The 12,861-nt window shown below is 64.2% G+C and carries 10 protein-coding genes; 4 read left to right on the forward strand and 6 right to left on the reverse strand.

What is annotated here, in order from left to right; all coding sequences use genetic code 11:
* Positions 1-45 precede the first annotated feature (45 nt).
* Positions 46-1,035 carry a MetQ/NlpA family ABC transporter substrate-binding protein gene (locus WD012_RS06415; RefSeq protein ID WP_339562936.1) on the reverse strand — a complete coding sequence of 330 codons (990 nt, stop codon included), beginning with the start codon at positions 1,033-1,035 and terminating at the stop codon, positions 46-48.
* Positions 1,036-1,337: 302 nt separating this feature from the next.
* Between WD012_RS06415 and WD012_RS06420 the strand changes: the two genes are divergently transcribed.
* Entirely contained in the window at positions 1,338-2,162 is an 825-nt protein-coding gene (locus WD012_RS06420; protein WP_339562937.1) for a Cof-type HAD-IIB family hydrolase, read from the forward strand.
* 140 nt (positions 2,163-2,302) lie between these two features.
* Complete coding sequence (locus WD012_RS06425; protein WP_339562938.1) at positions 2,303-2,842, forward strand: peptidylprolyl isomerase; 540 nt, start codon at positions 2,303-2,305, stop codon at positions 2,840-2,842.
* A gap of 122 nt (positions 2,843-2,964) precedes the next feature.
* Here WD012_RS06425 and WD012_RS06430 read toward each other — a convergent pair whose 3' ends face one another.
* The 3 genes from WD012_RS06430 to WD012_RS06440 form a co-directional block, all read right to left on the reverse strand.
* Positions 2,965-5,256 (reverse strand): RelA/SpoT family protein, encoded by a 2,292-nt coding sequence (locus WD012_RS06430; RefSeq protein WP_339562968.1) that lies wholly within the window; start codon positions 5,254-5,256, stop codon positions 2,965-2,967.
* 229 nt (positions 5,257-5,485) lie between these two features.
* Positions 5,486-5,965, reverse strand: coding sequence for a dUTP diphosphatase (gene dut, locus WD012_RS06435; protein WP_339562939.1), 480 nt, complete (start codon positions 5,963-5,965; stop codon positions 5,486-5,488).
* Positions 5,965-6,255, reverse strand: a complete 291-nt coding sequence (locus WD012_RS06440; protein WP_339562940.1) for a DUF4193 domain-containing protein — start codon at positions 6,253-6,255, stop codon at positions 5,965-5,967. The genes dut and WD012_RS06440 overlap by 1 nt, the downstream gene beginning before the upstream one ends.
* A gap of 160 nt (positions 6,256-6,415) precedes the next feature.
* Between WD012_RS06440 and sepH the strand changes: the two genes are divergently transcribed.
* Entirely contained in the window at positions 6,416-7,534 is a 1,119-nt protein-coding gene (gene sepH, locus WD012_RS06445; RefSeq protein WP_339562941.1) for a septation protein SepH, read from the forward strand.
* Positions 7,535-7,564: 30 nt separating this feature from the next.
* Here sepH and WD012_RS06450 read toward each other — a convergent pair whose 3' ends face one another.
* Positions 7,565-8,782, reverse strand: a complete 1,218-nt coding sequence (locus WD012_RS06450; protein WP_339562942.1) for an alkaline phosphatase family protein — start codon at positions 8,780-8,782, stop codon at positions 7,565-7,567.
* Positions 8,783-8,869: 87 nt separating this feature from the next.
* Here WD012_RS06450 and WD012_RS06455 point away from each other — a divergent pair, with 87 nt between their 5' ends.
* Positions 8,870-11,542, forward strand: a complete 2,673-nt coding sequence (locus tag WD012_RS06455; RefSeq protein WP_339562943.1) for a DNA gyrase/topoisomerase IV subunit A — start codon at positions 8,870-8,872, stop codon at positions 11,540-11,542.
* Between the two features lie 94 nt (positions 11,543-11,636).
* On the opposite strand, the gene WD012_RS06460 is transcribed toward WD012_RS06455, so the two are convergent.
* On the reverse strand, positions 11,637-12,833 hold the full coding sequence (locus WD012_RS06460) for an MFS transporter (protein WP_339562969.1): 1,197 nt from the start codon (positions 12,831-12,833) through the stop codon (positions 11,637-11,639).
* Between the last annotated feature and the right edge of the window lie 28 nt (positions 12,834-12,861).

Genomic DNA, 12,861 nt, shown 5'->3' on the forward strand with positions numbered 1-12,861 from the left:
CGGGCCCATGACATCAGGATAGGCGCAACCGCGCCATCGGCGGCGTCACTCCTGCGCCTTGGCTTCCTTCTCGATGGTCGCCAGGTAGCTTTGCAGCTGCTTGGCGGAGAACTTGCTCGCCGAGACGGCGGTGCCGTCGGACTGCGCGTTGAGCTTGTCGAAGACCGTCTTCGACTGGGCGATCTTGACGAGCTTGAGATAGGTCGCGTTGTTCACGTCCGCCTTACGGGCGACGAAGGCGTTGATGTACGGGCGGGCCTCCTCGCTTTCGGCGTCATCCTGGTAGATGGCGTCCTTGGCCTTCAGCCCTGCGTCCGCGACATAGTCGTTGTTGATCACGCCGGCGACGACCTGCGGGTCCTTGAGCGAGTTGGCGACCTGCTCGGCCTTCAGCGGGGTGACCTTGACCTTGGATTTGGCGGTGTCGATGTCGTTCGGCGTGGTGAACGCCGTCCACTTGCCCTTGAGCGTCACAAGACCCGCGGACTTGAGCACGCCGATGGCGCGCGCCTGGTTGGTCTCGTCGTTCGGGATGGCGACCGTCTGCCCGGCCTGGATGTCATCGACGCTCTTGACCTTGGTGGAGTAGACGCCCAGCGGGAAGATCGCGGTGCCGCCGATCGGCTGGAGGTCCTTGTTGTTCTTCACGTTGTAGTTCGCCAGGTACAGCAGGTGCTGGAACTCGTTGAGGTCGAGGTCGCCGGAGTCGAGCGCCGGGTTCTCGGAGGTGTAGTCCTGGAAATCGACGATCTTCACGTAGATGCCCGCTGCTTCGGCTTCCTTCTGGAATTCCACCCATTGCGGGTCGGTCGCACCGACCACGCCGATCTTCACCGGGTTGGATTTGGAGCCCTTGGCGGCGGAATCACTGCCGCCCTTGGCCGCGCGGACGCCGAAGAATGCGGCGACTGCGATCAGCGCGATCACGATGACAGCGATGACGATATTGCGCCCGGCATGGTTGACGCGGACCGGTTCCTGCGGGTCGGACAGCGGCGCCGCCGGCTGGTTCTGCTCGGATGATGCTTGTGCCATGATAATGTTCCTCTCTCTCTTGCGCGATGCTGTACACCGCGATCCATATCGCCGGACCCCTCCGGCTTGCCGTATCCAACACCATAGCCGCCGTTGGGCGAGGATCCGCCGGTTTTACGCGAATTTCCCTATTCGTGTTCGTTATAGCCTGCATCGAAACCCTGGGGATTCAAGGATTTCCCGGTGCACGCCCATCTCGCCCTGTTCCGTTTGCGCAGTCCGCTCCCATGGTCCGCGTCTCCGTGCGTGTACGGGCCTACCGCGTACACTGGTGGCGGATACGGACAAGGAGCGACATCGACATGACTTTCCAGCTTTCCTCCCAAGCGGCGGCGAACATGAAAACCGCGTTCTTCGACATCGACGGCACGCTGACCAGTTTCGTCACGCATATCGTGCCGCAGTCGACGATCGACGCCCTGCACGCGCTCCAGGACCGCGGTATCCGCGTGTTCATCTGCTCGGGGCGCGCGCCCTCGCATATGCGGGTCGTGCTGGACACGATCCCGGTGCATTTCGACGGCATCGTCGCGCTCAACGGCCAGTACTGCTTCGATGACGCGGGATATCACGAGAGCGAGTCGCTCGACCCGGACGATATCCGCACCATCGTGGCCTGGCTGGACGCCCATCCGGACGTGGTCGCGAATTTCTGCGAGCGCGACTACGTGTATTTCAACCAGATCACCGACACCATGCGCGAAACATGGCGCCAACTGGGCAAAACCGCGCCCAAGGTGTTCGTCGGCGATCCGCATGAGCGCATCCCCCAGCACGTGACCTACCAGATCAGCCCGTACATCACCCCTGAAGCCGAGCGCGAACTGACGTCACTGTGCCGGCACACCACGGGTGTGCGCTGGCATCCCTCGTTCACGGACCTCATTCCCGCAGACGGCGGCAAACCGCGCGGCATCCAACGTTTTTGCGACCATTACGGCTTCACGCGCGAGCAGACGATCGCGTTCGGCGACGGCGGCAACGATGCAACCATGCTCGCCTACGCCGGGCTCGGCGTGGCGATGGGCAACGCGACCGATGACGCCAAGCAGGCGGCGGATTGGGTGACCGATGACGTGGACCATGACGGCATCCTGCACGCCTTGGAACATTTCGGCATCCTGTGATGGCGGCTGCGGGGTTTGTGTGCGTGGCCCGCATCGAATCCGCCAAGTAGCGCAATGGCCGGGCAACGCCGCCGACCGGCGCTTGGCGCGGGGAGCGTAACAGCCGCTCCCCCGTCCCCTCGCTATGAGACGATGGAGGCATGACCACAGTTATCATGCATACCACCGAGGGCGATATCACCCTCAATCTTTTCGACGACCAGACCCCGAACACCGTGGCGAACTTCCTCGGTCTCGCTACCGGCGAACAGTCGTGGCGCGACCCCTTCACCGGCGAGGAGAAGCATGACCCGTTCTATGACGGCCTGACCTTCCACCGCATCATCAAGGATTTCATGATCCAGGGCGGCTGCCCGATCGGCAACGGCACCGGCGGCCCGGGCTATGAGTTCGATGACGAGATCGTCCCCGGCCTGGTCTTCGACCGCCCGTATCTGCTGGCCATGGCGAACGCCGGCCTGCGCCGCGGTCGCGACGGCCAGCCGCACGGCACCAACGGTTCGCAGTTCTTCATCACCACAGTCCCCACCCCGTGGCTCAACGGGCATCACACCATTTTCGGCGAGGTCGCCGATGACGCTTCGAAGGCGGTCGTCGACAAGCTCGACGCCGTGGCGACGGACCGTTCGGACGCCCCGCTGGAGCCGGTCGGCATCACGTCCATCGAGATCGTGAAGTAAGCCTTCGGGCTGACGCGCCTCACGCCGGATTCAAACGACGCCCCCGTACAGGTGTGCGGGGGCGTCGTCGTATATTCCACGATGCGGCGTCTGGCAGCCCTGGCGCCTCACGCCTTGCGAGGCTATTCCTGCATGCGGCGCAGCCGCGGTTCGGCGGAATCCTTCGCGCCGGTGATGCGGTAGACGTCGAAGACGCCGTCGATCTTGCGCACGGCTGCCAGCAGCGTGTTGAGGTGCTGCGGCTCGGCCATCTCGAAGGAGAACTGGCTGGTGGCCACGCGGTCGGATCCCGTGGAAATCGAACCGGAGATGATATTGACCCCGTGATCGGACAGCACGCGCGTCACGTCGGACAGCAGGTGCGGACGGTCCAGCGCCTCGACCTGGATCTTGACCATGAACAGGCCCTTGGTGCTGGTCCATTCCACGGGGATCACACGCTCGGGCTGGTGCTTCTCCAGGTCAAGCATGTTCTGGCAGTCGGTGCGGTGCACGGAGACGCCCTGGTTGCGGGTGATGAAGCCGATGATGTCGTCGCCGGGCACCGGTGTGCAGCAGCGCGCGAGCTTCACCCACACGTCATCCACGCCCTTGACGGAAACGCCGATCGAGTTCGAATGCTTCTTGCTGCGTTCCACCTGCCGCAGCGGCAGCACCTCCTGCTCGACCTCCTCGTTGACTTCGGAGGGACCGGCGTCCTTGACAAGGCGGGCGATCACGTTCTGCGTGGAGATCTGGCCGTTGCCGATCGCCGCATACACGGCGTCGGGGTTCGGGAAGTTGAGTTCCTCGGCCACGCCGACCAGCGCCTCCGGGGTCAGCAGCGTGGCAATTGGCAGATTGCGCTTGCGCATCGCGCGCGTCAGCTCGTCCTTGCCTTCCTCGATCGCCTCGGTACGGCGTTCCTTGCTGAACCATTGGCGGATCTTGTTGCGCGCCTTCGGGCTTTTCACGAAGCTCAGCCAGTCGCGCGACGGGCCTGCAGTGTCGGATTTCGAGGTGAGCACCTCTACCGTGTCGCCGCTTTCAAGCTTCGTGTCAAGCGGGACGAGCCGTCCGTTGACGCGGGCGCCCATGGTGCGGTGCCCCACCTCGGTGTGCACGGCGTACGCGAAATCGACCGGCGTGGCGTCCGCGGGCAGGGAGACGATCTTGCCTTTCGGCGTGAACACGTACACTTCGGAGGCGCCGAGGTCCTCCTTGAGCGAGCCGAGGAACTCGTTGGAATCCGGCGTCTCGCTGGTCCAGTCGGCCAGCTGCTGGATCCATTTGAGGTTGTCGGCCTCGTCGAGGTCCTTGCCGCCCTCGCGCTTGCGGTCGTCCTTGTCCGGATCGCTCAGCGCGCGGCCCGCCTGGCCGTTCGCCTTGTACTTCCAGTGCGCGGCGATGCCGAATTCCGCCCGCCGGTGCATGTCCCACGTGCGGATCTGGATCTCGACAGGTTTGCCGCCGGGCCCGACCACCGTGGTGTGCAGGCTCTGGTACATGTTGAGTTTCGGCATGGCGATGTAGTCCTTGAACCGGCCCGGCACCGGGTTCCACCGCGCATGCACGGCGCCGAGCGCCGCATAGCAGTCCTGGATGGTGTCGACGATGATGCGCACGCCGACCAGATCGTAGATATTCGAGAAATCGTGCCCGCGCACGATCATCTTCTGGTAGATGGAGAAGTAGTCCTTCGGACGTCCGGTGACGGTCGCCTTGATGTTCAGGTCGTCGAGGTCCTCGTTGATCTCGGCGATGATCTGCTTGAGATAGACCTCGCGCTGGCCTGCCCTGCGGGCGACGAGCACGACGATCTCATTGTAGATCTTCGGGTAGAGGACCTTGAAGCTCAGCTCCTCGAGTTCGGTTTTGATGGCGTTCATGCCGAGCCGGTTGGCGAGCGGCGCGTAGACGTCCAGCGTCTCGCGCGCCTTGCGCTGGGCGTTCGCCGGCTTGACGTAGCGCCACGTGCGGGCGTTGTGCACGCGGTCGGCGAGTTTGACGACGAGTACGCGCACGTCCCGGCTCATGGCGACCACCATCTTGCGGATGGTCTCCGCCTGGGCGGAATCGCCGTACTCCATCTTCGAGAGCTTGGTGACGCCGTCCACGAGCCCGGTGACGGTATCGCCGAATTCGGCTCGGCATTGGGCGAGTGTGTAGTCGGTGTCTTCGACCGTGTCGTGGAGCAGCCCGGCGGCGACCACGACCGGGCCCATGCCCAGGTCCGCGAGGATCTGTGCGACGGACAACGGGTGGATGATATACGGCTCGCCGGATTTGCGGCGTTGGGCCGAATGCTGGACGACCGCGCGACGATACGCGCGCTCGAGGATGCCCATATCCTCGTCCGGATGGTGGGATCGGCACATGCGCAGGATGGGCTGGAGCGGGTCGAGGGGATCTTCGCTGATCTCGCACCCCAGCATATGCGCGGATTGGAATTCCCCGTCCCGCGCACTCTGATCGTCGTTACGCGATACCGCCGAAGACCGGTCGGCACCCCCCTGCGCAGGGGACACATCCGACAAATCGGCAGCCTCACCCTCATGCGATGCTCGGATGTCGGTCATCACTCCACCTCCCTTGACACGCGCGCAAGCCGTGCTCCCACGCCTATGCCCGTTGTATCACGGATAGTACCACTCCCGTTCGCATTCAGGGACGGGACAGCCCCGTCGAGCCGAATCCGCGCTCCGCGCGATCCGATCCCGGCAGCTGTCCGGCAGGTAAGAACGTCGCCTCGACATACCGCTGGATGACCAGTTGGGCAATCCGATCCCCCGCATGGAATACGGCCGTGTGTTCCGGGTCGAGGTTGATCAGCGGCACTTTGATCTCACCACGGTACCCGGCATCGATTGTCCCCGGGGCGTTCAGCACCGTGACACCCTGTTTCACCGCGAGGCCGGAACGTGGATGGACCAGCCCGACATACCCGGCCGGCAACGCGATGGCGATGCCCGTGGGGACCAGGGCGCGTTCGAACGGCCGCAGCGTGACGTCCTCGCTTGCGGTCAGATCGGCGCCGGCATCACCGGCATGGGCGTATCGCAAGGTCTGCGGGTACGGTTCATGCAGGTACTTGACCAGTACTTCGGTGTCCTCCGGTTCGACGTATCCTTCGTCGATCGACATCAGGCCGCGCACTCCTTGCACACCGGTTCACCGTCAGGCGTGGTGTAGGCGAGCTGGCTGCGGTGCTTGACCAGGAAGCATTCGGAGCAGATGAACTCGTCGCCTTGCATCGGGATGACGGTCACCGAAGCGTCCTCATTGCTCAGATCGGCACCGGGAAGCTCGTAGTCCTCGGCGATGGCGTTCTCGTCATCGTCCTCGTTCGACGTGTTCTGGTTGCTCTTGCCGAGCTCCTGCAGCGACTCATCATCCTCGTCCTTGCCGCGTGGGGAATCATAGTCCTGGGCCATCGCATCCTCCTCATGAGTAGTGTGTTACGCGCCATAGAATACATGACCTGTACCCCGCATAGGATACACGTTTCTCGAACATCGTAAAATACGACACGGGGAATGCGGACATCGGGGTACTGTAGGAGTTGTTCCCAAGGACGAGGAAAGTGGTGCGCACATGCCTGAGAATCCTATACAGGAAGCCAAGTTCGACCATGTCGGGCCGGACGGTGAACTGGTATTCGCCGTTCGAGGCATGCTGTTCGGCGTCATGGTGGATGACACGCTGGAGCACGCCATACTCGAGGCGAAGCAGCTGAGGACCGAGCAGGTCAGGCAGGCCCAGCCCGCCCAGACACAGGGGTTGCCGATCTCGCAGATCCAGGCGCTGATCCGCGCCGGCGCGGAACCCGAACAGGTCGCGCAGCGCTACGGGCTGAGCGAGACACTGGTGCGGCGGTTCTCGAGCGGGGGGGAGACCGAGAAGCAATACGCCATCGAGCAGTTCTTCATGCTGCCTGCGCCAAAGGACTCCCGGGTGCATACGATGTCGGAGCTCATCGAGCGCACGCTCGCCGCCGCCGGAATCGGCATGGAATCCGTATCATGGACGGCGACACGCCGTGGCCTCGAACCATGGAAGATCACGGCGCGCTTCGAGTCCGCCGGCCGTCACGTCACGGCATCATGGTCCTGGAACATGCGCGATAACGCGGTAGCCTGCCTGGATGCCACGGCGAAGAAGCTCATCGGCGAGAATCGTGCGGACGACACGCAGGGGGACGGGCCGAACTTCCCCATCTCGCTGAACATCCCGGGCAATTCGGTCAGGTCGGCGCGCATCGAGCGGGCGGTCTCGGCATGGCGTGAGCCGCAGGACGCCGATAAGACCCCGGGCGCATTACGATCGAACGCCCGCGCAGCGGCCCCATCCACTCCCATCCAGCCGGGGAACGGCGAACAACCGCAACAGGCGCCGAACCGCCTCGCCGGCCCATCAGTGCCGGCTTCGCCTTCGTCCCCCCAAGCGTCCGCGACAGGCGAGCAGCAGCCCCGGGAGCAGCATTCCGCCACCGGCAAGAACGCGGCGCATCAGCAGACCCCTCCCCTGCCCGCCAAGCCCGGGCACTCCGAGACCCCTGTCAACGCACCGGCGACATCGAACACAGACCAGGACGGCGACCCCGACCGCCCGCAGGCCGCATCATCCGATGACCAATCCCGGCACACCTCCAAACGCGCCCACGGACGCGGGCGCAAGATGCCCAGCTGGGACGAGATCCTGTTCGGGGACTGACGCTCCGCCGGCGCCTGTGTGAGGCGGATTTCAAGCCATATCCATGATGAGCGGGATATCCATCTCAGCCATGCTCAGCGACCCGTGGACACTGGGCAGCCGTGTCGCCTTGTCGCTTTGCGTTCCGGAATCCACGATGGTCACACGCTGCGCGGCATGAACAATGACGTCCCCCAGCATCGGGACGATGCGGTCATCGACCTTGCCGAACAGGCCCTCCGCAATCGCCTGCCGGCGCGTGCGCACTTGTGCCAGGCCACCGAGCGCCTCCTGCCAACGTTGCGCGACATCATCGGGATCGGCATCGTCGTCGGTGTACAGCATCGGCGCACGGGGCTCTCCCCCGACCATGCGCACGCCCCGGGCGAGTTCGGGGTGTTCGGCGACGTCGATCCTTTGGCCCGGGTCCGTCTCGATCATGCCGTGGTCGGCGGTGATGACGATGAGGGTGCCGCGTGGGGCGCGTCTGCGCAGCATATGCAGTTGGGCGTCGACCCCTTCGAATGCGCCGATCCAGTGGTCGGAATTCCAGCCGTAGTTGTGGCCGACCTTGTCGGTATCCCGGATGTACAGGTAGGTCAATCCCGGTTCCCGTGCCGCCTCGCACGCCAAGCGTATGCGTCCGGCAGGGCTAAGGTTGCCGTGGTAGTCGCTGCCCCGCAACGCCGCGCGGGTCAACGGCGAGTTCGCGAATTTCGGCAGCCCGACGCTGGTGACACGCACCCCACGCTGCGCGAGCGCTTCGAACACGGTGGGCATGCGTTGCACATCCAACGGGTCCGGCGCGTCCCGGAACTGGATGAGTTGGCACAGCCGCCCGGTGTCCGGGTTGCGCTGTGTGTAGCCGGTCATGCCGGTCAGCCCCGGACACGTACCGGTGCCGAAGGTCGCCATGGCGGCCACCGTGGTGGACGGCGTGCAGGTGCTGATCGGACGCTGGTTCACACTGTCGGCGAGCAGCGAGCGCAGATATGGCGCGTGGCCGATACGCGAGGCGATGTTCCAGTATCCCAGACCGTCCACGAGCACGACGATGACGCTGGAGGCCTGCGGCATGCCCAGCGCGCCGCGTACCACGACGGGATCCGCGTGAATGCGGGTGCCTACCGGGCTGCCGAGCGCATCGGATACCGCGGGGAGCACCGAAGACAGATGAAGCGCCCCGCCCCGGAGTGCCTTCCCGTCACCGTAGGCCACAGGGGAGGTTAGTCGTAGCAATGCTTCACGATCGGGAATTTCGACACTCATATGTCCCATTGAAGCACCGCAGCACGAAAACGGCATGCTGGGTGGGCTTGAGGGTAGAATGGACCGGTTATCTGTGAAGGAGAGCACATGGCATCACACCGCAAGCCGGCACGCCCGTCATACGATCCGCGGTCGGTCAAGGAGAACATCGTCGAAACGCCGCTGAAGGACGAGATGAGCAAGTCCTTCCTCGAATACGCGTACTCGGTGATCTACGCGCGTGCCCTCCCCGACGCCCGTGACGGTCTGAAGCCCGTGCAGCGGCGCATCATCTACCAGATGGGGCAGATGAACCTGACTCCCGACCGGCCGTACATGAAATCGGCGCGTGTGGTCGGCGAGGTGATGGGCAAGCTCCACCCGCACGGCGATTCCGCGATCTACGAGGCGATGGTGCGTCTCGCCCAGCCGTTCGCGATGCGCCTGCCGCTGGTTGACGGGCACGGCAATTTCGGTTCGCTTGACGACGGGCCCGCGGCCTCGCGATACACCGAGGCGAGGCTGGCGCCCGCAGCGCTCGGCATGAACGCGGACATCGACGAAGATACCGTCGATTTCACGCCGAACTACGACAACAAGCTCAAGGAGCCGGCTGTCCTGCCGTCGGCCATCCCGAACCTGCTGGTCAACGGCGCTTCCGGTATCGCCGTCGGCATGGCGACGAACATGGCCACGCATAATCTGGGCGAGGTCGTCCAGGCGGCGAAGCATCTGATGCGCCACCCCGACGCCACGCTCGAGGAGCTGATGCGTTATGTGCCGGGGCCTGACTGGCCGGGCGGCGGCATCATCATCGGCCGTGACGGCATCCGGCAGGCGTACGAGACCGGGCGCGGCGCGTTCGTCACCCGCGCGGCGACGCATATTGAGAATGTCACGGCGCGCAAGAAGGCGATCGTGGTGACGGAACTGCCGTTCATGGTCGGCCCGGAACGCGTGCTGGAACGTATTTCCGAAGGGGTGAAGAACCGCCGCATTGAAGGCATTTCCAGCGCGATCGACCTGACGGACCGGCATAACGGTACGCGGCTGGTCATCGAGATCAAGACCGGATTCGACCCCAATGCCGTGCTCGCGCAGCTGTTCAAGCACACGCCGCTCGAGGACAGTTTCACCATGAACAATGTCGCGCTCGTGGATGGGCGCCCGCACACCATGGGGCTCAAGGAGATGCTCGAGGTGTGGATCGCGCACCGGCGCAATGTGATCCGTCGCCGCAGCGAATTCAGGCGCAAGAAGGCGTTGGAGCGCCTGCATCTGGTCGACGGGCTGCTGCTCGCGCTGGTGGATATCGACGAGGTCATCCAGGTCATCCGCACCTCCGACAACGCCGACAAGGCGAAAACCCGCTTGATGGCGGTGTTCGACCTTGACGAGGTGCAGGCGCAGTACATTCTCGACCTGCGGCTTCGCCGACTGACGAAGATGAGCCGGATCGAGCTTGAGGCCGAACGCGACGAGCTCAAACGCAAGATCGAGGAGCTGGAACGCATTCTCGGCTCCGACGAAGAGCTGGACCGCGTGGTGGTCGAGGAAATGGACCAGGCGGTCGCCCAATGGGGTACGCCGCGGCGCACGGTGCTGCTCGACCTCAACCCGGATGGGTCGTTGGCAGCGGTTACGGCACAGGGCCAGGATGCCGTGCCCGATACTGCGGTGGAGGCCATGCACGCGGCCTCACGCGTATCCGCCGCCGCCGAGGATGTCGCCGCCGCGGCTGCGGCCCGCAAGGCCGGCAACGAGGAGGACGCCACAGCGGCCCTCCAGCTTGAGGACACGCCGTGCGCCGTCATGATGAGCGCATCAGGATTGATCGCGAGGACCACATCGAGCGCGGTGGACGTATGGAAATCCCACGCCTCGAACGGCGCGCAGAACACCACGGAACGCGCGGCCGACGACCAGATCGTCACGGTATTCCCCACCACGACCAGGGCGCGCTACGGACTGGTTACCTCCGCGGGGCGTCTGGTACTCGCGGACGTGGCCGAACTGCCCGCCCTGCCCGCGCAGGACACGTTGTCCGTAGCCGGCGGCGTGCACGCCGAGGAGCTGCTGCGTTCAACGGAAAGCACCGATCCGGTGATCGGGGAACGCGTGGTGACGGCCGTGTCGATGTCTGACGGGCAGCCGCCGCTCGCCATCGGCACGCTCAACGGCGTGGTCAAGCGGTGGAACCGCGAGTCGCCGACCACCATGGACTCGTGGGGCATCATCGACTTGAAGGACGGGGACAGCGTGGTGTTCGCCGCTCCGGCATCCGACGAGGATCGTCTGGTGTTCATTTCATCCGATGCCTCGCTGCTGACCTATGAGGCAGGCAATGTGCGGCCGCAGGGGCGTACCGCAGGCGGCATGGCAGGCATCAGACTGGCCGGGGGCTGCCATGTGGTCGCGTTCAATGCCATCGAGGCAGGCAAGATCGCGTGGACCTATGAGGAAGGCGACAACGGCCTGTTCTCCGCGTCCGGAGCCGTGGTGCTGACGGTCGCGGGCGATGCCGAAGCGCTGCCCGGAACCGACAACGGCGCCGCGAAAGTCACGCCACTGGAGATGTACCCGACCAAGGGCCGAGGTACAGGCGGCGTGAGGTCGCAACGCTTCCTCAAGGGGCAGAACGCGCTGCTGTTCGCTTGGGTCGGCATGTACCCGCTGCATGCGAGCACGGAGCATGGCACCCCGGTGGAGTTGCCGAAGCCGGATATGCGTCGCGACGGTTCGGGCGTCGAGCTCGCCGCCCCCATCGCCTTCGCCGGCTGAACCGAACTCTCTTCCGCTTCTACCGACATCTACACTCTGCCCAGCGTCGGCAGAAGCGGAAGAAGTCAAGCTTCGCCAATCATACCCACGCGGTTCAGGCGTCTGCACGCTGACGCCGAAGCACCTCATGCATAGCGGTCATCACGGCGAGCAGAACCAGCAGATACCACGGGTAGATGGCAATGGATGTGTGTTGTGCAATCAAGCCGAACAACGGCGGCATGACCATGGAACCCATGTATGCGCAGGCCATCTGCACGCCGACAATGGCCTGTGACAGATCAGCTCCAAAATACGCCGGCGTCGAATGGATGACACACGGGTAGATCGGCGCACAGCCGACGCCGGCGAGCACCAAGCCACAGCACGCCGGAACCGTTCCCGGCAACGGAAGTATCATCAGCACCAGTCCGGTCAACAGAATCGCCTGTCCCATGCGGATCATCGTGGGGTCGTCGAACCGCATGGTCAGGAATCCACTGATGCCACGACCGGCAGTAATCCCGAGGTAGAACAGACTCGCCCAGCTCGCGGCGACGACCTTGTCGACCCCGTGATACATCACCAGATAGCTGCTCGCCCATAACCCGGCAGTCAGCTCGATGGCGCAATAGCAGAAGAACATGAGGAGAATCGCCTTCGCGCCACGGATTCGCAGGACCCCGCGGATGCCAAGCGGCTTTCGCGCTGCGACGGCGCCGGCATCATCCGCAACGGAAGACGCGTTGTCCCTCATGTTGTTCTGCCTGTTCTTCCACAACGGCAGACTGAGCACGATAATTGCGGTCAGCACAATCTGGACAATGGCGATATACCGGTACCCCCAATGCCATCCTTGACCGCGGGAAAGCGCGAAACCCATGATATACGGGCCGGCGGTAGCGCCGAGCCCCCACATGCAGTGCAGCCAGCTCATATGCCGACTCGCGTAATGCAGGGCGACATAGTTGTTCAATGCGGCGTCCACTCCCCCAGCCCCGAGACCATACGGTATGCCGATTGCAAGCAGGATCCAGTAGTTCGGCGCGAATGAGAATCCGAGCAGCGCCGCGGCGGTCAGTCCGACACTGGTCGCCGTCACCACGCCGGGGCCGAATCGAAGCGTCAAGCGATCCGACAGGAGCGCGGAGACGATGGTGCCGGCGGATATCACCATCGATATGCCGCCCGCCCAAGACATCGGCACCCCGAACTGCTGATTCATCGACGGCCACGCCGCACCAAGCAGGGAGTCAGGTAGCCCGAGGCTGATGAAAGCAAGGTAGATTACAGGAAGCAACAGGCTGAACACGCTGGTTCTTCTCCTCTCATGGCTCATT

Source organism: Bifidobacterium thermophilum, assembly GCF_037482445.1.
Lineage (GTDB): Bacteria > Actinomycetota > Actinomycetes > Actinomycetales > Bifidobacteriaceae > Bifidobacterium > Bifidobacterium thermophilum_B.

Excerpts from the sequence above, each read along its gene's own strand:
- WD012_RS06440 (WP_339562940.1), bottom strand. The coding sequence starts at position 6,255 with ATGGCCCAGGACTATGATTCCCCACGCGGCAAGGACGAGGATGATGAG.
- dut (WP_339562939.1), bottom strand. The coding sequence starts at position 5,965 with ATGTCGATCGACGAAGGATACGTCGAACCGGAGGACACCGAAGTACTG.
- WD012_RS06425 (WP_339562938.1), top strand. The coding sequence starts at position 2,303 with ATGACCACAGTTATCATGCATACCACCGAGGGCGATATCACCCTCAAT.
- WD012_RS06415 (WP_339562936.1), bottom strand. The coding sequence starts at position 1,035 with ATGGCACAAGCATCATCCGAGCAGAACCAGCCGGCGGCGCCGCTGTCC.
- WD012_RS06430 (WP_339562968.1), bottom strand. The coding sequence starts at position 5,256 with ATGCTGGGGTGCGAGATCAGCGAAGATCCCCTCGACCCGCTCCAGCCC.
- WD012_RS06420 (WP_339562937.1), top strand. The coding sequence starts at position 1,338 with ATGACTTTCCAGCTTTCCTCCCAAGCGGCGGCGAACATGAAAACCGCG.
- sepH (WP_339562941.1), top strand. The coding sequence starts at position 6,416 with ATGCCTGAGAATCCTATACAGGAAGCCAAGTTCGACCATGTCGGGCCG.
- WD012_RS06450 (WP_339562942.1), bottom strand. The coding sequence starts at position 8,782 with ATGAGTGTCGAAATTCCCGATCGTGAAGCATTGCTACGACTAACCTCC.
- WD012_RS06455 (WP_339562943.1), top strand. The coding sequence starts at position 8,870 with ATGGCATCACACCGCAAGCCGGCACGCCCGTCATACGATCCGCGGTCG.